19 protein-coding genes, 1 tRNA gene and 1 pseudogene are annotated in these 19,828 nt (G+C 61.3%); 8 read left to right on the top strand and 13 right to left on the bottom strand.

Translation table 11 applies throughout. The features are described from left to right. Window positions 1–21: 21 nt before the first annotated feature. Complete coding sequence (locus tag AC0L39_RS07720; protein ID WP_473262081.1) at window positions 22–2,385, bottom strand: PAS domain-containing sensor histidine kinase; 2,364 nt, start codon at window positions 2,383–2,385, stop codon at window positions 22–24. A gap of 126 nt (window positions 2,386–2,511) precedes the next feature. Further along, window positions 2,512–3,930: an adenosylhomocysteinase gene (ahcY, locus tag AC0L39_RS07715; protein WP_473262079.1), complete on the bottom strand. Its 1,419-nt coding sequence runs from the start codon at window positions 3,928–3,930 to the stop codon at window positions 2,512–2,514. A 173-nt stretch (window positions 3,931–4,103) separates the two neighbouring features. Here ahcY and AC0L39_RS07710 point away from each other — a divergent pair, with 173 nt between their 5' ends. Continuing rightward, on the top strand, window positions 4,104–4,583 hold the full coding sequence (locus AC0L39_RS07710; RefSeq protein WP_473262077.1) for a redoxin family protein: 480 nt from the start codon (window positions 4,104–4,106) through the stop codon (window positions 4,581–4,583). A gap of 288 nt (window positions 4,584–4,871) precedes the next feature. Here AC0L39_RS07710 and folE read toward each other — a convergent pair whose 3' ends face one another. Together folE and AC0L39_RS07700 are read right to left on the bottom strand one after the other, a co-directional pair. Then, window positions 4,872–5,483 carry a GTP cyclohydrolase I FolE gene (gene folE, locus AC0L39_RS07705; RefSeq protein ID WP_473262075.1) on the bottom strand — a complete coding sequence of 204 codons (612 nt, stop codon included), beginning with the start codon at window positions 5,481–5,483 and terminating at the stop codon, window positions 4,872–4,874. Between the two features lie 146 nt (window positions 5,484–5,629). Then, complete coding sequence (locus tag AC0L39_RS07700) at window positions 5,630–6,121, bottom strand: hemerythrin domain-containing protein (protein ID WP_473262074.1); 492 nt, start codon at window positions 6,119–6,121, stop codon at window positions 5,630–5,632. Between the two features lie 94 nt (window positions 6,122–6,215). Between AC0L39_RS07700 and AC0L39_RS07695 the strand changes: the two genes are divergently transcribed. Further along, window positions 6,216–6,611: a metallopeptidase family protein gene (locus AC0L39_RS07695; RefSeq protein ID WP_473262072.1), complete on the top strand. Its 396-nt coding sequence runs from the start codon at window positions 6,216–6,218 to the stop codon at window positions 6,609–6,611. 162 nt (window positions 6,612–6,773) lie between these two features. Here the strand turns inward: AC0L39_RS07695 and AC0L39_RS07690 are convergent. Both AC0L39_RS07690 and AC0L39_RS07685 read right to left on the bottom strand, forming a co-directional pair. After that, a tRNA-Arg gene (locus tag AC0L39_RS07690) sits at window positions 6,774–6,850 on the bottom strand. A gap of 71 nt (window positions 6,851–6,921) precedes the next feature. Next, window positions 6,922–7,332 (bottom strand): NUDIX domain-containing protein, encoded by a 411-nt coding sequence (locus tag AC0L39_RS07685; RefSeq protein WP_473262070.1) that lies wholly within the window; start codon window positions 7,330–7,332, stop codon window positions 6,922–6,924. 97 nt (window positions 7,333–7,429) lie between these two features. Between AC0L39_RS07685 and AC0L39_RS07680 the strand changes: the two genes are divergently transcribed. Together AC0L39_RS07680 and AC0L39_RS07675 are read left to right on the top strand one after the other, a co-directional pair. Then, the gene (locus AC0L39_RS07680; RefSeq protein WP_473262068.1) at window positions 7,430–7,612 is read left to right on the top strand and encodes a Flp family type IVb pilin; all 183 of its coding nucleotides are present in this window, start codon (window positions 7,430–7,432) and stop codon (window positions 7,610–7,612) included. 127 nt (window positions 7,613–7,739) lie between these two features. Next, window positions 7,740–7,901, top strand: coding sequence for a Flp family type IVb pilin (locus AC0L39_RS07675; protein WP_473262066.1), 162 nt, complete (start codon window positions 7,740–7,742; stop codon window positions 7,899–7,901). 107 nt (window positions 7,902–8,008) lie between these two features. On the opposite strand, the gene AC0L39_RS07670 is transcribed toward AC0L39_RS07675, so the two are convergent. The 4 genes from AC0L39_RS07670 to AC0L39_RS07655 all read right to left on the bottom strand — a co-directional run bounded on the left by AC0L39_RS07670 (window position 8,009) and on the right by AC0L39_RS07655 (window position 13,354). Continuing rightward, window positions 8,009–9,490 (bottom strand): M48 family metalloprotease, encoded by a 1,482-nt coding sequence (locus tag AC0L39_RS07670; protein WP_473262064.1) that lies wholly within the window; start codon window positions 9,488–9,490, stop codon window positions 8,009–8,011. A gap of 93 nt (window positions 9,491–9,583) precedes the next feature. Continuing rightward, window positions 9,584–10,528, bottom strand: a complete 945-nt coding sequence (locus AC0L39_RS07665) for an acetyl-CoA carboxylase carboxyltransferase subunit alpha (RefSeq protein ID WP_473262062.1) — start codon at window positions 10,526–10,528, stop codon at window positions 9,584–9,586. Window positions 10,529–10,544: 16 nt separating this feature from the next. Beyond that, entirely contained in the window at window positions 10,545–11,438 is an 894-nt protein-coding gene (locus AC0L39_RS07660; protein WP_473262059.1) for a tyrosine recombinase, read from the bottom strand. A gap of 23 nt (window positions 11,439–11,461) precedes the next feature. Beyond that, entirely contained in the window at window positions 11,462–13,354 is a 1,893-nt protein-coding gene (locus tag AC0L39_RS07655) for a hypothetical protein (RefSeq protein WP_473262057.1), read from the bottom strand. A gap of 274 nt (window positions 13,355–13,628) precedes the next feature. Here AC0L39_RS07655 and AC0L39_RS07650 point away from each other — a divergent pair, with 274 nt between their 5' ends. The 4 genes from AC0L39_RS07650 to AC0L39_RS07635 are packed head-to-tail and all read left to right on the top strand — an operon-like array spanning window position 13,629 to window position 16,638. Then, window positions 13,629–14,195 carry a shikimate kinase gene (locus AC0L39_RS07650; protein WP_473262056.1) on the top strand — a complete coding sequence of 189 codons (567 nt, stop codon included), beginning with the start codon at window positions 13,629–13,631 and terminating at the stop codon, window positions 14,193–14,195. Further along, window positions 14,186–15,310 (top strand): 3-dehydroquinate synthase, encoded by a 1,125-nt coding sequence (gene aroB, locus AC0L39_RS07645; RefSeq protein ID WP_473262054.1) that lies wholly within the window; start codon window positions 14,186–14,188, stop codon window positions 15,308–15,310. Before AC0L39_RS07650 ends, aroB begins: the two co-directional genes overlap by 10 nt. 9 nt (window positions 15,311–15,319) lie before the next feature. Next, window positions 15,320–16,090 (top strand): cyclase family protein, encoded by a 771-nt coding sequence (locus AC0L39_RS07640; protein ID WP_473262051.1) that lies wholly within the window; start codon window positions 15,320–15,322, stop codon window positions 16,088–16,090. Beyond that, window positions 16,090–16,638 (top strand): chloramphenicol phosphotransferase CPT family protein, encoded by a 549-nt coding sequence (locus AC0L39_RS07635; RefSeq protein WP_473262049.1) that lies wholly within the window; start codon window positions 16,090–16,092, stop codon window positions 16,636–16,638. Before AC0L39_RS07640 ends, AC0L39_RS07635 begins: the two co-directional genes overlap by 1 nt. Before the next feature lie 3 nt (window positions 16,639–16,641). Here AC0L39_RS07635 and AC0L39_RS07630 read toward each other — a convergent pair whose 3' ends face one another. The 3 genes and pseudogenes from AC0L39_RS07630 to AC0L39_RS07620 form a co-directional block, all read right to left on the bottom strand. Then, the gene (locus AC0L39_RS07630) at window positions 16,642–16,923 is read right to left on the bottom strand and encodes a hypothetical protein (RefSeq protein ID WP_473262047.1); all 282 of its coding nucleotides are present in this window, start codon (window positions 16,921–16,923) and stop codon (window positions 16,642–16,644) included. A 217-nt stretch (window positions 16,924–17,140) separates the two neighbouring features. Beyond that, window positions 17,141–19,194 (bottom strand): annotated as a pseudogene (locus AC0L39_RS07625) (ATP-binding protein). 100 nt (window positions 19,195–19,294) lie between these two features. Next, a complete protein-coding gene (locus tag AC0L39_RS07620; protein ID WP_473262045.1) occupies window positions 19,295–19,729 on the bottom strand; it encodes a hypothetical protein in 435 nt (144 codons plus the stop codon). Window positions 19,730–19,828: the final 99 nt, after the last annotated feature.

Genomic DNA, 19,828 nt, shown 5'->3' with positions numbered 1-19,828 from the left:
GGTCGTATCGCTGCTCGTTGCTCACGGCAAGTGGATGACCGCGGCTGTGCCCACGCCCTCTTCGCTCGAAATCTCGAGCAATCCGCCATGCGCTGCGACAAGCTGGCGTGCGAGCGGAATGCCCAGCCCGGCGCGTTTCTCATGCTCGCCGTCTTCGCCCGGATTGCCGCCGTCGATCGCGAGGGCGAGCTCTTCTTCGCTCATCCCTGCGCCATTGTCGCGGATGAGGAAGCTTGCGCTCCACTCGCTTTCCGGCTCGTCCCTGAGGATCTCGATCAGGATATGTCCGTCCTTCGGCGTCCCGGCGATGGCGTTGTCGAGCAAATTTCCGACCGCTCGGCCCAGCTGCCGCGGATCGGCATCGACTTTCCGCCCTCGCTTGCCTTTCAGGTCGAGGCCGAGGCCCGCCTTGATAATCGCTGTTTCACGGTCCCGCACCAGCCTGGTAAGAAAGCTGAGCAGGTCGATCTCCTCCTTGTCGATAGGCAACAAGCCCGCTTCGCTTTGCGACAGGTCGAGCACGTTTTCGACCTGTTCGCGTAGCCGGCCGACTGCCGCGAGGATCGAATCGACGTACTCTTCCGACCCGGGGTCAAGCTCACCCGCTGCACCGCTTTTCAGGAGCTCTGCATACCCGCCTATAGTCGTCAGCGGCGTACGGAATTCATAGGACATGTTGGCGAGGAAGCGCGCCTTGACCGCATCCGCCTCTTCCAGCGCAACCGCGCGCTCGCGCAGCGCTTCCTCCGCCTTTTGCGAATCGGTGATGTCGAGCACGGTCAGCAGGCCGTTGCCATCGGGCAGCGGGACACCGGCGAAGCGCAGCGTCCGCCCATCGGCCAGCCGCACCAGTCCCTCTTTCTCGCGCCGGTCGAGGGTTGCCGCGCGCACAACCGCGCTGATTTTGGCCGCATCGCTCTTCCGATCGAGATTGTCTCCGATTGCCGCCAGCAGCGCATCGGCGCTGGGATGCGTGTCGAGAAACTCGCTCGTCAGCCCCCATGTCCCGGCAAAGCTGCGATTCCAAAGCTGAACCGATCCATCCGGCAGGAAAATCGCCAGCGCCTCGAACAGGCTGTCGAGCGTCGCGGTGCGTGTGCGCAGCAATGTGTCGCGGGTGGCTGAGAGCGCGAGGCTCTCGGTGCGATCTTCCGCGATCAGGACCAGCCCACCATCGGGCATGGGCTGCGCAACAATGCGCAGATGCGTCCCACCCGGAAGCGGCCACGCCTCCTCCTGCATCTCGGTCGTATCGAACCACGCGGCATGTTCGCTGCGCCATTCGGGGAAATCGCGCACTTCGGGAGTGCGGCCCTTCTCGCGGGCATCGGACAGGAACCTGTCGAACGGCGTGCGCTGCCGCACCGCGCCTTCGTCCAGCTCAAACTGGCGGCGAAAGGGGCGGTTGGCGAATGTCAGCTCTTCGTTCTCATCGAACTGCGCCACTCCGACCGAAAGCTGGTCCAGCATCGCGCGCTGGGCATCGCGAAAGGCGCGAAATTCGCGGCGGACCTGCTGCTGCTCCTCGATATCGATCGCGTAACCGGTGACGCCCTCCTTGCCGAGCGGCTGGTTGCTGACCCGCAATGTGCGCCGCTCGCCGTGAATGGTGGCGGTGGTGGTTCCGTCCTGAGCTTCCTGTTCGACAAACACACGGCGGGCGATTTCGGCCGGGGCCTTGCCCTGTTCCGATTCGAGCAATTCGACCTGGTCGCGAACGACCGTCTCTGCGCTCTCCGCGCCGACCGCATCGACATAGGCCTGGTTGACGAGTTGCAGCCGCATTGTCTTGCCGCGAAACCACATCGGCACGGGCGCTGCCTCGATCAGGCCAACCAGGGCCGCGAAATCGCTTTCTGCCCGTGCGGTTGCTGTGCGCAGGCGTGACAGTTCATCCTCGCTTTCAGTGAAGTCGAACACCCAGACGAGCGCCGCGCCTCCGGGCGAGATTTGCGGGTCCGCAAGCGCGCCCTGCATTGCCAGGCTGCGGTTCGACCCCGGAGGCGTCATCGCGAGCTGGAAAGTAGCCGCGCTTCTCTGCGTCAGCCGGATCTTGTCGGACAGGTCCTCCACCTGCTTTCGCGAAAGGCCCCTGTCTTCGCCGTCGCTGTCATCGCCCGACAGCTCGCTCAAATAGGTTGGCATCGTGTCGAGGCCAAGCCAGCGGGCGAGCCGCTCGGGCGCTTCGATCCGGCCATCGACCCGCACCAGCATCGGGATTGCCGGAGCGCCATCGAGCATGTGCTGCATCCGCTTGAGCGACGTCTGGAGCGCCTTGGTTCGCCGCGTTTTGGCACTCGCGCGCAGCATCAGAATCGCCGCCGCCACCGTCCATGCGGCGAGGATCAATCCGATTACAGCAAGGGCGAGCGGTGAAAATTCCATTGTCACAGTCAGCTATGCCCGCAGGCCAGCCGATGCAACTGCCGCTGACACGAAAAACCCCCGCAAATGCGATGATTTGCGAGGGCCTTCTGTCTGGCGGCGCAAAACCCGCCGATTGTGCGCGTTTTAGTAGCGGTAATGATCCGGCTTGAACGGGCCTTCGGATGGCACGCCGATATAGTCGGCCTGCTTCTCGCTGAGCTTTGTGAGCTCAACGCCAAGCTTTTCGAGGTGCAGCGCAGCGACCTTCTCGTCGAGGTGCTTAGGAAGGACGTAGACGTCGTTCTCGTACTCGTCCGACTTGGTGAAGAGCTCGATCTGGGCGAGCGTCTGGTTGGTAAAGCTTGCGCTCATTACGAAGCTCGGGTGGCCGGTAGCGCAGCCGAGATTCACAAGGCGGCCCTTGGCGAGGATCAGCAGCGACTTGCCGTCGGGCAGCGTCACCATGTCGGTGCCTTCCTTGATTTCCTTCCACTCGTAATTGTCGAGCGCGGAAATCTGGATCTCGCTGTCGAAGTGGCCGATATTGCACACGATCGCCATGTTTTTCATGTTCTTCATATGCTCGCCGGTGATCACATCTTCGTTGCCGGTTGCGGTCACGAAGATGTCGGCGCGCTTGGTCGCTTCTTCCATCGAGACGACTTCATAGCCGTCCATCGCCGCCTGCAGAGCGCAGATCGGGTCGATTTCGGTGACCATGACGCGGGCGCCGCCATCGCGCAGCGACGCTGCCGAGCCCTTGCCGACATCGCCGTATCCGGCAACGCAGGCAACCTTGCCGGCCAGCATAACATCGGTGGCGCGGCGGATCGCGTCGACCAGCGATTCCTTGCAGCCATAAAGGTTGTCGAACTTCGACTTGGTCACGGAATCGTTCACGTTGATCGCCGGGAAAGGCAGCTTGCCCTGCTTGGCAATCTGGTAAAGCCGCATCACGCCGGTGGTCGTTTCCTCGGACACGCCCTTGATATTCTGGACGCTCTTGGTGAGGTAGCCGGGCTTCTCAGCGACATAGGCCTTGAGCGCGCGCTGGAATTCGATTTCCTCGGCGTTTTGCGGTGCGGGCAATTCCTCACCGGCTTCGATACGTGCACCCCACAGCGCGAACATGGTCGCATCACCGCCATCGTCGAGGATGATGTTGGCGGTGAGGTCAGGGTTCTCATCGGTCGACCAGTCGAAGATGCGGCCCACATAGTCCCAGTAATCCGCCAGCGTTTCGCCCTTGATCGCGAATACCGGGATGCCCTGCGCGGCAATAGCTGCGGCGGCGTGGTCCTGTGTCGAGAAGATGTTGCAGGTCGCCCAGCGCACATCTGCACCCAGCGCGGTCAGCGTCTCGATCAGCACAGCAGTCTGGATCGTCATGTGGAGCGAGCCGGTGATGCGCGCGCCCTTGAGCGGCTGCGATGCACCATATTCCTCGCGCAGCGCCATCAGGCCCGGCATCTCGGTTTCGGCGATGGAAATTTCGTCGCGTCCGTATTGCGCCAGCGAGATGTCCTTGATGATGTGTTCGTGGGTTGCAGCGAGGGTCGCCATAAGTGTCTCCTGAATTGAAAATCGGATAGTCTTGAAATCTTGATCCCTGGCGTAGCGCTCGGGGGCTCGACACGCAAATATAAACTTATCTTTATATCTGTAATTGTTGCCGCAGAGGCAAGAGGTCCTATATCGTGTCGCAACATCCCCCGCACACGAAAGGAAATGCCAACATGACGATTTCGGTAGGCGACAAACTGCCCGACGCGACCCTGGTCAAAGCAACCGCAGAAGGACCGCAGCAGGTTCAGGCGAGCGACTATTTCGCAGGCAAGAAGGTAGCGCTCTTTTCGGTCCCGGGCGCGTTCACCCCGACCTGCTCGGCCAAGCACCTCCCCGGCTTCGTCGAAAAAGCAGAAGAGCTCAAGGCCAAGGGCGTAGACGAGATTGTCGGTACAGCCGTGAACGATGCGTTCGTCATGGGCGCCTGGAACAGTGCTGCGGGCAGCGACGACATCACCATGCTCGCCGATGGTAACGCCGATTTCGTCGAAGCGCTCGACCTGACGATGGACGGATCGGGTTTCGGCATGGGCAAGCGCGGCCAGCGTTTCTCGATGGTCGTCAATGACGGCGTCGTCGAACAGCTCAATGTCGAGGAGCCGGGCGATTTCCGTGTTTCCAGCGCGGAGCACATGCTCGGGCAGCTTTGACGCCGATGGGTGCACGAATGCATGACACATCTGCCCATGTGTCATGCATATCCAACACGCTCAAACCCGCTGAATTGTGCGATTTTGTGAGTGTTGGATACGGTTGACACTTTTCCAACTTCGAACCGTTTCAAGGTGCAAGTTGTGTGTCACAGGAAAAGGCCGACGATATCAAAGAACGAGCCCCCGGTCCCTGAAGGATCGGGGGCTCGCTTTTGTTACATGGCACGCTCTATGTAGGAAAATTGTGCGTTGCATGCGCGCAGCATGGAAGAGCGGCCCCGGTCGCTAATACCCCATCAGGCTCATCACTTCCTTGCGGCTGCGATGATCTTCAAGGAAACACCCGAGGATGCGGCTGGTTGTCATGCCGACGCCGGGAGTTTTCACGCCGCGCCCTGTCATGCAGCCGTGCTGCGCCTCAATTACCACCGCCACGCCTGCCGGATCGAGATTGTCCCAGATACACTGCGCCACCTGCGCTGTCAGGCGCTCCTGAATTTGCAGCCGCCGAGCATATCCATGCAGCACGCGGGCAAGCTTCGAGATGCCGACGACCTTGTCCTTCGGCAAATAGGCAATGTGCGCTATGCCGGTGATCGGGGCCATGTGGTGTTCGCAGTGCGACTGGAACGGGATGTCTTTCAGCAAGACGATTTCGTCATATCCGCCGACTTCCTCGAACACCCGGCTGAGGTGGATTGCGGGATCTTCCTGATAGCCCTCGCAATATTCCAGCCACGCGCGGCCAACCCGTTTGGGCGTGTCGAGCAGCCCCTCGCGCGTCGGATCCTCGCCCGCCCATTTCAGAATGGTGCGGATCGCATCCTGCACATTCTCGGGAACATCGGGCTTTTTCTTCACGCCCGGATCGTCAACGTATCCGTTTCCTTCACTCACTCGCAGTTCCCCTTTGGGTTTCGGACCGGATGGCCTCTCTCGGTTTTCATCGCGTAGATTGCAGATGATGGCAATTCCCGCGGTAACACGACAAGCGCGCCCTCCGCAGTGCGAAGGGCGCGCTTGTTCGGTGTATGTCAGTTGGGTTATTCCTTGGCGTCTTCCGCTTTTTCTGGAGTAACCTCGGCAGATTCCTTTTCGGCCTGCTTCCGCTCGTCGAAAGTTTCGGTCATTTCCTTGTCCATTGCTTCGTCGATCTGCTCGGCAAAGTCGGGGAAGTGATCGTCTTCTTCTTCGTTGATGTGATGGCGGTAGCGCTCGTCCAGCTGCTTGAATTTCTGCAGCCATGCAGGCGAGCTCATGTCGGTTGCGGCCAGATCGTTGAGCATTTCGTCGATCTCGTGATGCTCTGCTACCGAATGGCGCGTTTCGTCGCTCACGTCCGGGTCGGCGAGCATTTCCGAATACACCGCCTGCTCTTCGGCGGCAGCATGACTCTTCAGCTCCTTGGTCAGCTCGGTGAACAATTCACGGCGGCGGTCCGTGTCTCCGCTGGTTTCGGCAATCTGGTCGAGCAGTTCGCGCTGGCGATCGTGATCGGTCTTCAGGCGGTTAAGAACAGTGGTCTGTTCGGTCATGGTAAACTCCTTGATGTCTTGCCTGATCAATGGGTGAAACCGCCTCGCGTTCCGAAATCTTGCGCGGGATGCGACCGATCACCAAATGGGTGCGATGAAAACAGCAGAGCCCAGCACAGCCGCATTCGAAGAGGCCGCACGGCGCGCATTGGCGCGGATGCCGGAAGAATTTCGCGAGCAACTGAGCCATGTCGTGCTGCGGATCGAGGAATTCGCATCGCCAGACCAGCTTGCATCGGTAGAGATAGAAAGCCGCTGGAACCTGTCAGGCCTTTACGAGGGCATTCCCCTTACCGAGCAATCATCGTGGTCGAGCGGTGACATGCCGCCCGTCATCAGCCTGTTCCGCCAACCGCTGTTGATGGAGATGCGGCAGACCGGCGTCGGTTTCGAGGAATTGGTGCGTCACGTCGTGGTTCACGAAGCGGGTCACCATTTCGGGTTTTCGGACGAGGACATGCACGCTCTCGAGGAGAGTGTGCGGGATTGAGGGTGTCTGATTGGACCGGGCCGCCTGCGCCCTGCCACCCTCCCACCCGGACATTATCCCGGTCGGCTCCGGGTGGCAGGGTGGAGCGCGCGGGCGGCTGTGGCATCGCCGACAATCAACCCTCCAACAAAAAAACCCACCCCCTGCAGGGATGGGCTTTCTTGGCGCGCCAGGAAGGATTCGAACCTCCGGCCACCTGATTCGTAGTCAGGTACTCTATCCAGCTGAGCTACTGGCGCGCGTTAGAGGGGCCAAATAAGAGTGTCGGCGCGCCTTGGCAACCTTTGTTTATGCATCTTCGCGCAACAACTCATGTTTTGGCGAATAGGCGCACCGCCAATTCCTGGTCCAGTGGCGGCTTGTCGAGCTTTGCGATCCCGGACCGGGTGAAGAGACCTACCTCACCGCCCTCAAGTGCCCGGGCCTCCCCCTCCCAAACAGCGATTCTGTAAAGCAGGATGACAATCGGCGTGCGGCCCCTTGCATCGCGTTCTTCGGCAAAGGCGATCGGCTCGCAATCCTCGGCAGCGACGATAATTCCCAATTCCTCGTGCAATTCCCTGATCAGAGAATTCACTGGAATTTCAGCATCTTCGACCTTTCCGCCAGGAAATTCCCATAGGCCGCCATGATGCTTTTCAAAAGGTCTGCGGTGCATCACCCAGTGGTCATCGCCTGCTTGCAGCGCTGCTGCGACAACCGTTAGCCAACCACTGTTCATGTCGGGATTTTTTCCATTTCGAGCACAGGCATCAACCATTTCTTAAGCCCTTGGGGAGATATCTGAAGCTGTCAGGAACGTATTGACAGGTGAACACATGAGTTTGACGAAATTCCTAAAGCACATTGGGACGAACGACACAGGTGCCACTGCCGTTGAATACGGTCTGATCGTAAGTCTGATCGTGCTCGCCATGGTCGGTGCTCTCACAGGCGTTGCCAATGAGACCATCGAAATGTGGAGCTATGTCAGGGATGCGCAAGCGGATGCAGCGAACTGACCAAATTAAGGTTTCTGAAAGGCTCCGGATTAGGAAAATTTCAAGAACCGCTCGCTAAATCCATATTTGTCTGTTCGTTTAATTTGAGCGGACACGGGTACCGAAGACTCAAACCAGGAGACTATCAATGACTTTCTTCAACAAGCTGGCTCGCGACGAGCAGGGTGCAACCGCAATCGAATACGGCCTTATCGCAGCTCTTATCGCTGTTGCTGCCGTGACTGCAATGGGCGCACTGGGTAACACCCTTTCGGATACTTTCTCGGAAGTTCAGACCGAAATGGCCTAAGTCGCAAGACTAAGCTAAAAAGAAAGCGGCGGGGATTTCCCCGCCGCTTTTTTTATGCGCGCTGCAGATTTGCGAACGCGCCGATCAGCCGAAAAGGCCGCGCGTAATCAGCGCGACCTGACGACGATCTTCACTTTCTGTCCGGCCTGAAGCGTGTCGTTCGAACCGAGCGCATTCAAAACGCGGAACCGCGCCTCCTGCCCATCGGTGTAAGCCATCCGGCGTGCAAGCGAACTCACGGAATCGCCGCGCTGCACCGTCACCACATCGATACGCCGCGGGATGACCGCATCGGCTTCCGCCTGAGTGATGCGCCGCATCGACTGGAACATCGACGTGAACGTCCCCGTGCGACCGGCCGGAGTGATCGCCTGGAAGTGATACGCTCGGTCATTCGAGAATTCATAAGCGAACACCACCACGTCGACCTGGTTGTTGCCGTTATTGACGCGGGCGATGCCATATGCCGCCGGAATGCCGTTCACGGTCGTACGCTCGATCTGGGACGGAGCAAGATTGTTATTCTCTCCGCCAAGCTTCTGGAATTGCTGGCGAATGTAGCTGTCCAGATCGCCGGCATAGGGGGCAAGCGTGAGCTGTGCCTGGCCGCTCTGGCCCTGAACGCTCACCGCAGTTGTGCCGTTGACCATGTAGAAACCCTGCGGCGCCGTGAAGGACAGACGCAGGTCCGGATGGATGAAGCGGCGGCCTTCGACAACGCCCTGCTCGGGATCGTCACCGTAGATCATGCCATCGATCCGCGAGAGGAAGGTGTCGCGATTGGTCACGCTTCCGCCAAGACCCTGCGCCTTGCTGAGCGCGGACTGCACCCGGCTTGCCGGGTCGGGGTGGGTCGAAGCCCATTCGGGGATCGTCGCATTATCGCGCCCCTGAAGCCGCGCATCGAGCGAGTTTTGCGCGGCGAGGCTGGCCAGAACGGTGCCCATTGCACGCGGATCATACCCTGCGCGGGTGAGATACTGGATGCCGAGATCGTCGGCTTCAAGCTCCTGCTTGCGCGAGAAGCTTAGCGTCAAAAGCTGCGACCCTTGCAGGAAGCCGCGCGACAGAGTGTCTCCGATCGAGCTGTCGCCCAGCAGGATCGAGCTACCGATCGCCCCGAGCACACCAAGAATGGAATTGCGCTGTGCGGCCTGCTGGCGCCGCTGCGAATGGCGTGCGGCGACGTGGCCGACCTCGTGCCCAAGCACGCCAGCCAGTTCGGCTTCGTTGTTCATCAACGAGACCAGCTGGCGGGTAGAATAGATATATCCGCCCGGAACGGCGAATGCGTTATTCACGGGACTGTTGAGCAGGCTGACCGTGAAGCTTTCACGCGCATTGCCGAGGCCCGATTGCACCGCGATATTCTTGCCGACCTGCTCGACATAGGCTGCCTGCGGGCCGGTCATCGCGCCGCCGAACTGGGCGAGGAATTGCGGATGGTACTGCGCGCCCTGCTGCGCTTCTTGCTGGGTGATGGGTGCGGACGCCGAGGGGATCGAACCGCCGCCACCCATGCAGCCGGAAAGCGTGAGAGCCAGCGCCGAGGCGCACCCCAGTTTAGCCATACGTTTGATTTTTATCATGTTCTGCGCGCTCCTCTTAACAACTCTGATCGCAGCGATTGTATATTCAACCAATACAATCGCGGCTCAGATGTTCCGGAAACGCGCGGCTGCTTAGCCCCCGAGCTGCAAGAACCTTTCTTCTCGGGTGCGGATGAGGGTGTCGCTCGGGAGCTCGGCGAGCGCATCGAGCTCTTCACTAAGCGCGCTGCCAAGGTTCATTGCAGTCGTCACCGGATCGCGGTGCGCACCGCCGGCCGGCTCTTTCACGATGCGGTCTATGACCTTCAAGCGCTTGAGATGCTGCGCGGTGACCTTCATGGCCTGCGCCGCCTCGGACGCTTTTTCCGACGTGCGCCACAAGATCGATGCGCAGCCTTCCGGCGAGATCACCGAATAGACCGAATGTTCGAGCATCAGGACACGTTCGGCGCTGGCCAGCGCCACGGCTCCGCCAGAGCCGCCCTCACCCACGATGGCAGCGACCATCGGGACCGGCAGGGCCAGGCAGGCCTCGGTCGAGCGGGCGATGGCTTCGGCCTGGCCGCGCTCCTCCGCCTCGATCCCCGGAAACGCGCCCGACGTATCGACCAAAGTGACGACCGGCAGGCCAAACCGCCCGGCAAGCTCCATCAGGCGGATCGCCTTGCGATACCCCTCCGGCTTGCCCATGCCGAAATTGTGCTTGAGCCGGCTCTGCGTGTCGTTGCCCTTCTCATGTCCGATCAACATGATGCGGCGGCCATTCAGCGTGGCAAAGCCGCCCATGATCGCGAGGTCATCGCCAAAGTAGCGATCCCCGCCCAGTGGCATGAAGTCCTCGAACGCGTGCTCGACATAGTCGCGAAAATGCGGGCGCGAGGGATGGCGCGCCACCTGCGTTTTTTGCCACGGCGTCAGCGAGGCATAGGTGCTGGCAAGCAATTCCGCGCTCTTGGTCTCTAACCGCGCGATTTCGCTGGAAATATCAACCTCATCATTCTCGCTTGCGCTGCGCAGTTCTGCGATGCGCTCTTCAAGCTGAGAGACGGGTTTCTCGAAATCGAGATAAGCAATCATGGCAGACGCGCTAAGCCTATGCGCGCCGGGTAGCAAGAGGGTGACGCGAATTCACCAGTGTTACGAGCCGGGCGGCGTCGACGTGGGTGTAGATCTGTGTCGTAGCGATATCGGCATGACCGAGCAGCGTCTGGAGCACGCGCAGATCGGCCCCGCCCTCCAGCAGGTGGGTCGCAAAGGCGTGGCGCAGGACATGCGGGCTGATGCCTGCCGGATCCAGCCCGGCGCGCGCGGCAAGCTCCTTGAGCAGTTGGAAAAGCCTGACGCGCGAGAGATGTTTGTCCCCGCCCTTCCTCGACCGCGAAGGGAACAGGAACCGCGATTGCTGCTCGGCAGGGCGCACTTTGATCCAGTTCTGGAGCGCCTCTTTCGCCCGCTCGCCTACAGGAACCATCCGCGCCTGTCCGCCCTTGCCCATTACCGTGATCAGCGGCGCATCACGGGGGACAGCACTGACGGGTAGCGAGACAAGTTCGGTGGCCCGCAGGCCCGATCCGTAAAGCATTTCGAGCAGGGCAAGCTGCCGGATACTGGCAGGTTTCCCGCTTTGCGCCTCGATCTCTGCGCGCTCCAGCAGCGCCTCGACCTGATGGTGCGAGAGAACCTTGGGCAGCGGACGCTGCGTTCGCGGAGACGGAAGCGCGCCCGAGGGATCGTCGCTGCGCCATCCCTCATCCACCGCGAAACCGAAGAACTGGCGCAGCGCGGACGCCTTTCGCGCCACTGTCGAAGGGGCGAGCGCTGCCCATGCGCCAGCCAATTTTGCAACGCTCGTGCGCGGTGCCTTGGCAAGATCGCCGATAAGCTTTTCCGCCCCGTCCAGATCGCGTCTGTATGCGGCCAGAGTATTGGCTGCTGCGCCGCGCTCTGCGGCCAGCATATCGAGGAAGGACTGGGTTGCAGCGGACATTGCGAATGGCACGCGCGCAGCAATCAGGCCCGCGAGACCGCTTCTGCAGCGATCATCCGCGCTTCCGCTTCAAGCCCGACCTGCCGCAGCGCGGATGTGATGTGGAACAGGTGCAGCGGGGTCATTTGCGACCAGTCATCGCCTTGCATCCCGAGGCCCACCAGCAGCGCAACTAGCGCAGCATTGCGAGTCGCAGCGGCCCGTTGGATCGTCCGCGTCCAGCGCGATTGCCGGTCAAGGCTCATGCCGACTCGGTTGGTGAACTCGGCCAGGTCGTCCGCTGCGATCCGGTCGAGCCCTGCAAGCCCGGCGACAAGAAAAGCGGTCGCCCGCATCTCGCTGCTGTCATCGTTATCGGCGAAGGTGTCGATGCCTTGCTGCGCGGCATTGCCCGCCCCGCTCTCGGCCAACGTCAACAGCGCCCAGCCAAGGCTTCCCTCCGCTATGACACCCCGCCACGCCGCCGCATCGCGGTCTAGCCCAGCAGCCAGCATGGAAGAGATCAATCCGCCTGAATATCCGGCATAATCCTTCGAGGGAGTGATGCGGGCTGCGGCATAAGCGGTCGTGACGCGGCCCGAGTAATCGTCCTTGTCTCCCCACAATTGCTGCATAGCCGTGATGCGCGCCTCGGGATCGCTGGCGACATAGGCTTCACGCAGGGACGCTGCCCTCTCTCCCACTTCATCGCCGATGGAGTTGTCGGCGTAAATCTGACTGTAAAGATCGACCATGGCGCTTGAGGACAGGATGCCTTCGGTCGCGGCGCGTCGTGCGTAGCCTTCGCGCGCGGCGAGCGGAAGCATCGGGGCCGTCGCAGCGGCGCGGGCGTAGTATCCGCTTTCGTCGCTCTCGATGGCGGCCTCTACCAGGTCGGCGGGAATGGTTTCGCCAACCGCGTTGGCCAGCGAAAAGCGCCACGGCGTGATTTCTTCGACGTCGTCCCATTCGATATCGACCGCCCTGCGCCCGCGCCCTGCCGCCCCGGCATAACGCTGAGCCAGCAGCACATCGATGGCAGGGGCAATATCCTGCCCAAGCGCACGGTCGAGCTGCGATCCGGCGAGCGCGCCTTCGCCTGCGTAGGCGTTGCAGATTGCCTGCATCATGACCCATTGCGGATCTTCGCGCGACGAGCCCTGGAGCCGGATCGCTGGACACACGCCGACAATATCCGACGCCGCGATATAGGCGGTAAGCGCCTGGCTGGTCAGCGCCGTATTCCAGTTGCCCGTATCGACGTCCTGCACAAGCGCGCGGGCCAGGGCGAATTCTCCCATCCGGTTGAGCACTGCCGTGCGCAGCGCTGCAAATTCCACCGGGTCCATTCCGTCCGGCGCGGTCAGGCGGCTCGCCAGCGCGCGGCGCACCAATATGTGGCCCCAGCGCGAAACCATGTCGCGCTGCGTCCCGGCAAGGATCGCGCGGACCAGCTCGGCAGGTTGATTTGCGAGCGATGCCGTTGGCAATCCGCCCTCCTCTGGCGACAGCAAGCCGACCTGCGACAGCGACCTCCGGGCCGCTGGAGGTATGTCGAATTTCGGTTTCAGCCCGAGCCGCTCGTCGAGCTCGTCCGGAGAGAGGTTCTCCAGTTCCTCAAGCGTCGGAATATCGGCGAGTTCTTCGCCCGACAGCGTCGGAACCGGGGGCAGATCGCCGGGCACCGACGGTGCGCTTGGGCTTGGCTGATCGGGATCGAGCGGCGGCGCGATTGTCGGCGCAGGACGCGGAGCTGCGGTCGGCAAAGCGGTTGGAACCGGCGTCGGCGTGGGCGCGGGCGCCGGATCGTCGAAGCCCGGCGGGAGGAGCGATTCGGGCGCGTCCTGCGCCTCTGCCAAAGACGCTGCGAACGTGCCGCCGATAGCGCCAACCAGGCCGAGCGCTGCTGCGCTCCCGAGCAGGAGACCGCGCCGCATCAATCGTTCACCGTTGGTGCGCCGGGCAAGTCAACATGCTCGATAATGGGACGGATCGGCTCTTCGCCGCCATCGATGTAGGCAAAAATCAACACGGCGAGTACCCCAACTCCTGCGTAAACCGGCCACCGGGCCAGCGGCGGCCTGCGCTTCCTCGATCCCCGGCTTGATCCCCGGGCCGATCCCTGGCCGAGGACCCTACCTTGTGCATGACGACGACGCGATAAATTTGACATATTGCGCGCGCTCTACCCCATCTATAGGCCATGCGGCAATGACTGCCGCAGCCTCTTTGAACGATCGGGATATCGCCCGCATTTCCGCGCGGATCGACCGGCCGGTGGTGCTTGTCGGCCTGATGGGCGCGGGCAAATCGACGGTCGGACGCAGGCTCGCCGCGATGCTCGATCGCGATTTCATCGACGCCGATGACGCCATAGAAGACGCCGCGCAGCGCAAGGTCGCGGAGATTTTCGAAGAGTTCGGCGAGGCCTATTTCCGCGACGGAGAGCGACGTGTCATCGCCCGGCTGATCGACGAAAACAGCGGCGTCATCGCGACCGGGGGCGGCGCATTCATCGATCCCGAAACGCGCGCGCTGATCCTTGAGCGGGCTATCGCCGTGTGGATCGATTGCGACATCGACACACTCGTCGAGCGCACCTCGCGGCGCGATCACCGCCCGCTGCTCAAGACCGGCGATCCGAAGGAAATCCTGACAAGGCTGTTGGATGAACGCAGCCAATTCTACGGGCAGGCGCAAATCCGCGTGCTTAGCGAGAACGGCCCGCATTCTGACACGGCGAAGAGCATTATCGAGGCGATCGACCAATGGCTGTAATTCCCGTCGCCCTCGGCGGGCGCAGTTACGATGTGATGATCGAGCGCGGCCTTCTCGGCGATATTGCGGACAGAGCGAGCGGGTTTCTGACAAGCCGCGGCAAGAGCGGACGCAAAACACCCTTCGTGGCCGACACGAACACGCATGGCCTGTATCAGTCCGCAATCGATGCAAGCCTTTCAGCTGGGGGATACGAGGCTGACTGGTTCGTCGTCGAAGCGGGCGAAGGCGCGAAAAGCTGGAGCGAGCTGGAACGGCTCACCGATTGGCTGCTCCAGCTCGGTATTACCCGCACAGACCACGTTTTCGCACTCGGCGGAGGTGTCGTCGGCGACCTCACCGGGTTTGCCTGCGCGGTGACGAAGCGCGGATGCGGCTTCGTGCAGATTCCGACCACCCTGCTGGCACAGGTCGATAGCTCGGTCGGCGGCAAGACCGCGATCAACACGCGCGCGGGCAAGAACCTGATCGGGGCCTTCCACCAGCCCTCGGCCGTCTTGATCGATCCTGCGGTGCTGGACACCTTACCCGACCGCGAAATGCGCGCGGGCTATGCAGAAGTCATCAAATACGGCCTGCTTGGCGATGCGGAATTTTTCGGCTGGCTCGAGGATAATGGCGCGGCGGTGCTCGCCCGCGAACCCGATGCTCTCGCCCATGCTATCGCGACAAGTATCCGCGCCAAGGCCCGCATTGTTGCCGAGGACGAGCGCGAGACGACTGGCGTGAGGGCGCTGCTCAATCTCGGCCATACATTCGGGCGCGCGCTTGAAGCGGAAACGGGATTTTCCGAGCGCCTGCTTCACGGCGAAGCGGTAGCGACCGGGATGGTGCTCGCCGCGCGGTATTCGGCGCGGCGCGGCGATTTGTCCTTGGAGGACGCGCAAAGGGCCGCCAGCGCGATCGACGCAGCCGGACTGCCATCGGAGGTCAGCGCACTCGGTCTCGAATGCTCCGGCACGGCGCTCGCGGAGCATATGCGCCACGATAAGAAGATGGAGGGGGACACGCTGCCCTTCCTGCTGCTCAACGATATCGGTCAAGCCTATCTTGCCCGCGATGTCGAATTGGCGGATGTTGCGGCCTTCCTCGACGAGCAGCTCCAGGCGCATTAACCTGCTGCGATGACCCGCTTCATCGACCTCTCGATCCCCATCACCAACGACGTGATTTCCGACCCGGAGGTGATGCGCCCCAAAATCCAGTACATGGCGCACGAGGATACGTGGGAGCAGATCGCGATGTTCTTCCCCGGCCTTGAAAAAGACGATTTGCCGGACGGCGAAGGCTGGGCGGTCGAGATGCTCGAACTTTCGACCCATAACGGCACCCACATGGACGCGCCGTGGCATTATCACTCGACCACAAATGAAGGCGAAAAACCCGCACCCAGCATCGACGAAGCGCCCCTCGACCGGTTCTTTCGCCCCGGTGTGAAGCTCGATTTCTCACATCTTCCGCACGGCCATGTCGTGACTGCCGATGAGCTCGAGAAGGCGTTTGTGACGATCGAATACTCGCCCCAGCCGCTCGACATTGTTCTGATCCAGTCGGGCGCAGTTTACGGCACGGAGGGCTTCACCGATCAGGGCGTCGGCCTCGGCGCGGCGGCAACCTTGTGGTTGACCGAGCGAGGGGTCGAGGTGGTCGGGACCGATGCGTGGAGCTGGGACGCGCCGTTCAGCCATACCGCGCGGCGCTGGGCCGAAAGCCGCGATCCGTCGATCATCTGGGAGGGCCACAAGGCCGGACGCATTCGGCCCTATTACCAGATCGAAAAACTCACCAATCTGGAAAGCCTGCCGGCGCACGGCTTCACGTTCAGCTGCTTCCCGGTAAAGATCGAACGCGCAAGCGCAGGATGGATCCGCGCGGTGGCGATCCTGGATGGCTGATGGCCACCGTCCTCATCCTCAACGGCATCAGCAGCGCGGGCAAGACCACTCTGGCCAAGGCAATCCAGTCCGCAGCTGAGGATGATTTTCTTCACGTGGCGCTGGACGGTTTCATGGCGATGCTGCCGGATGGACGCGAAACGGACGAGAACTGGTTTCCTGTCGAGCAGGTCGAGCACGAGAGGAGCATTCTACCCCGGATTGGCACCGGCCTTCATGGCAACCTGCTTATTCGAGAAATGCGCGCATTTGTTGCCGCGCTTGCGCGGGCGCGCCTGAATGTGGTGGTGGACGATGTTGCCCATCTGGCAGACATCAACGATTACAGGGCGAGGCTCGCTGATGCTCAGCTGCTTGTGGTGAAGGTCGATGCACCGCTCAAGGCAGTCACACGGCGAGAAGAAAAGCGCGGCGACAGGCTCATTGGACTAGCGCGCGAACAATCTTTGCATCTGCACAAGGGCATCGACTACGATTTTGAGGTCAACACCGAAAGTCAGGCTCCAGCCGAATGTGCCGCGGCAATCCTCACGCAATTGGAAAACTAGGCGTCAGCTCGCGGGTCGGCTTGGCAATTTCGAGATTTTCGCGCTGATGTCCGTCAGCTTCGGTGAGCCGGCGGCCCCATGCTCGGCCATCATCTCGTCATGCTCGGCAAAGAGTTGTTCGATATCGGAGCGGCGGTCCAGCAGCAGGTGCGCTATTCCGGGTGCGAGGCTCTCTCCGTCGCCGATCTGTCCAAGGAGGGCAGCAATGTCGCTTGCAGTGGCGTCGCGCGGGGATTTGAAGAAATTCCCCCGACGGTCGAAATATCCAGCACCCCTCTTCGCCACAGCCAAATCCCCAAACGTTTATCCACCAAGATCCGCACGAAGCGGACAGGGATAGTTCCCTAAAGAGGAGTGAATAGGCGAGTCTTGATGTGTGAAAATGCGACGAGCCGCTGAATTTGTCGCTTGCATACAATGGGCTGGCAAGATTTCACCACTCCTGCGCGTAATTTCTTTCACCAGCCTTTGCGAGATCCATTTCAGGCCCAATCCGCCGGCGCTATTCCAGTTCGAGAATCACCGCATCCACGGCGAGGCTTTCGCCCTCTTCGGCGTTGATGGCCGCAATCGTGCCCTCTTTCTCGGCGCGCAGGATATTTTCCATCTTCATCGCTTCGACCGTGGCGAGTGGCTGGCCGGGCTGGACTTCCTCGCCTTCGGCGACGTGCAGCTTCACCAGCATACCCGGCATCGGGCAGATCAGCATCTTGGAGAGGTCGGGCGGCTCTTTTTCGATCATCAGGCTTTCGTGCTGCGCCAGCCTTAGCGGCAGGACCAGCGCGCGGTGGGATGCGCCGCGTGTGGTGACGACCCAGTGATTGCCGTCGCGCTCCACGATCAGCCCGTATTGTTCTTCAATCTCGCCGTCTGCTTCTCTGGTGGCGACCGCCTGGACCATGCCCGGCAGCCAATTGGAATTACCCTCGACTAGCGTTCCGTCGACCACCGCATGACCCTCTCCCAAAATGACTTCGTGGCGGGTGTCGCCAAGCTTCACGAGCCATTCGCTGGTGACCTCGTCAGTGCCGTTGAGCTGGCCGGAAATCTGGCGCGCGCGGGCCTGCCAGGTAAACTCGTTCCCGGCGCAGATCGCCGCCAGCATCCGGCGGAACTCCTCGGTTACAGGAGCGCCTTCGAAGCCTTCGGGATATTCCTCGGCGATGAAGCCGGTCGTAAGCTCGCCGGAGCGAAAGCGCGGGTGCTGCATGATCGCGCTGAGAAAATCGACATTATGCCCAAGCCCCTTGATCCGAAACGCATCGAGCGCCTCGATCTGGAGGTCCGCTGCCTCTTCGCGGGTCGGAGCCCAGGTGATCAGCTTGGCGATCATCGGGTCGTAGAACATCGACACCTCGCCGCCTTCGTAAACGCCGTCATCCACGCGCACAGCGCCCACGCCGTGGGCGACCCCGCGCCGGGCCTTGCCCTGCACCTCACCGTCATCGGTCCAGCCCGGCACCGGCGGCGAGTAGCGGGTAAGACGTCCGGTGGATGGGAGGAACCCGCGATAGGGATCTTCGGCGTAAACGCGGTTTTCGATCGACCAGCCGTCAATGCCGATATCGCCCTGCGTCATGGCGAGTTTTTCGCCCGCTGCGACGCGGATCATCTGCTCGACAAGGTCAATGCCGGTGATCGCCTCGGTCACCGGGTGTTCGACCTGCAACCGGGTGTTCATTTCAAGGAAATAGAAGCTCTCACCGCTCGGATCGGCACCGCTGACGATCAGCTCGACCGTCCCCGCCGAATGGTAATCTACCGCCTTGGACAACGCGACGCATTGCTCGCCCATGCTTTCACGCATCTTGGGAGTCACGAAAGGCGACGGCGCTTCCTCGACCACCTTCTGGTGGCGACGCTGGATCGAGCATTCGCGCTCGTTCAGATAGAGCACATTGCCGTGCTTATCGCCGAGGATCTGGATTTCGATATGGCGAGGGTTTTCGATGAATTTCTCGATGAAAACGCGGTCATCGCCAAAGGAGTTCAGCCCCTCGCGCTTGGTCGCTTCGAACCCTTCGCGCACGTCTTTTTCCGACCAGGCGAGGCGCATTCCCTTGCCCCCGCCCCCGCGCTGGCCTTCATCATCACCGGGTAGCCGATGTCCTCCGAAATCTCGACCGCGTGTTCGGTATCGCGGATCTCGCCGACAAAGCCGGGGACGACATTCACCCCGGCCTCACGCGCAAGTTTCTTCGATTCGATCTTGTCGCCCATCGCCGCGATCGCGCCCGGGGGCGGACCGATGAACACGATATCCTCAGCCTCGAGCGCTTCGACGAAGCTCGCGCGCTCCGACAGGAAACCGTATCCGGGATGCACGGCCTCGGCGCCCGTTTCCTTGCAGGCGGCGATGATCTTTTCTGGGATCAGATAGCTTTCTGCGGCGGGCGCGGGACCGATATGCACCGCCTCGTCCGCCATTTTGACGAACGGCGCGCGCGCATCGGCATCCGAATAGACCGCGACGGTCGCGATTCCCATTTTCCGCGCGGTGGTGATGACCCGGCAGGCAATCTCGCCGCGATTGGCAATCAATATCTTGGAAAACAAGCGGGCCTCCGAAAGGATGGAAAGACGTCGCTACGCCTATGCCGCCCTCGGAGGCCCCGATCAACCTGACTAATTTCAGGCCATGTCCTTGCAGCGCGCGTTACAGGTCGACGTGAGCGACTTCTGCTCGAGAATTGGCAACAGTCGCCATATATTTCTGCCAGTGTTCTGCAGCTTTATCCTCGCCTCCAAGTTGCCTTGCGAGCTCAGCATTCCATTCATCGTTGCGCGGGTTCGAGGCCCAGCCCATTTCGGCGATACCTTCTTCCATCTTGAAGGCAACCATCATGTCCCATTCGCCGGTATTCATGTGCATCGCGACCGGTCCTTCACGGCCCAGCGCCTCATCGACCGCCACGAACGATTCGATGAGCTTCATCGCCTCTTCTTCCTTGCCCTCATGGAACTTGATGAAGACGACCTGATACCAGTCCTTCTTGGCCATTTCAGGCGCTTCGGCATGATTGTCAGCCAGCACAGGCGTCGCAGTGAGCGGCATCGCTAACGCCGCGGCAAACATCAGTGTTTTACGCATAGTCTTCCCTCCCGAGATTAGGCGACCCACAGATTGCGAACTTGCGATCTATGTGGACATACTAGCGCAGGAGGCCGAGCCGCAAAATGGCCCGACTTG

It is taken from the genome of Erythrobacter sp. K21-9, assembly GCF_055808355.1.
This window is presented reverse-complemented; position numbering and strand designations above follow the sequence as displayed.

Coding starts and splice junctions, on each gene's coding strand:
- AC0L39_RS07670 (WP_473262064.1), bottom strand. CDS start 9,490: ATGATAAAAATCAAACGTATGGCTAAACTGGGGTGCGCCTCGGCGCTG.
- AC0L39_RS07660 (WP_473262059.1), bottom strand. CDS start 11,438: ATGTCCGCTGCAACCCAGTCCTTCCTCGATATGCTGGCCGCAGAGCGC.
- aroB (WP_473262054.1), top strand. CDS start 14,186: ATGGCTGTAATTCCCGTCGCCCTCGGCGGGCGCAGTTACGATGTGATG.
- AC0L39_RS07675 (WP_473262066.1), top strand. CDS start 7,740: ATGACTTTCTTCAACAAGCTGGCTCGCGACGAGCAGGGTGCAACCGCA.
- AC0L39_RS07640 (WP_473262051.1), top strand. CDS start 15,320: ATGACCCGCTTCATCGACCTCTCGATCCCCATCACCAACGACGTGATT.
- AC0L39_RS07635 (WP_473262049.1), top strand. CDS start 16,090: ATGGCCACCGTCCTCATCCTCAACGGCATCAGCAGCGCGGGCAAGACC.
- AC0L39_RS07700 (WP_473262074.1), bottom strand. CDS start 6,121: ATGACCGAACAGACCACTGTTCTTAACCGCCTGAAGACCGATCACGAT.
- AC0L39_RS07720 (WP_473262081.1), bottom strand. CDS start 2,385: ATGGAATTTTCACCGCTCGCCCTTGCTGTAATCGGATTGATCCTCGCC.
- AC0L39_RS07710 (WP_473262077.1), top strand. CDS start 4,104: ATGACGATTTCGGTAGGCGACAAACTGCCCGACGCGACCCTGGTCAAA.
- AC0L39_RS07695 (WP_473262072.1), top strand. CDS start 6,216: ATGAAAACAGCAGAGCCCAGCACAGCCGCATTCGAAGAGGCCGCACGG.
- AC0L39_RS07620 (WP_473262045.1), bottom strand. CDS start 19,729: ATGCGTAAAACACTGATGTTTGCCGCGGCGTTAGCGATGCCGCTCACT.
- ahcY (WP_473262079.1), bottom strand. CDS start 3,930: ATGGCGACCCTCGCTGCAACCCACGAACACATCATCAAGGACATCTCG.
- AC0L39_RS07685 (WP_473262070.1), bottom strand. CDS start 7,332: ATGAACAGTGGTTGGCTAACGGTTGTCGCAGCAGCGCTGCAAGCAGGC.
- AC0L39_RS07650 (WP_473262056.1), top strand. CDS start 13,629: ATGACTGCCGCAGCCTCTTTGAACGATCGGGATATCGCCCGCATTTCC.
- AC0L39_RS07655 (WP_473262057.1), bottom strand. CDS start 13,354: ATGCGGCGCGGTCTCCTGCTCGGGAGCGCAGCAGCGCTCGGCCTGGTT.
- AC0L39_RS07680 (WP_473262068.1), top strand. CDS start 7,430: ATGAGTTTGACGAAATTCCTAAAGCACATTGGGACGAACGACACAGGT.
- AC0L39_RS07665 (WP_473262062.1), bottom strand. CDS start 10,528: ATGATTGCTTATCTCGATTTCGAGAAACCCGTCTCTCAGCTTGAAGAG.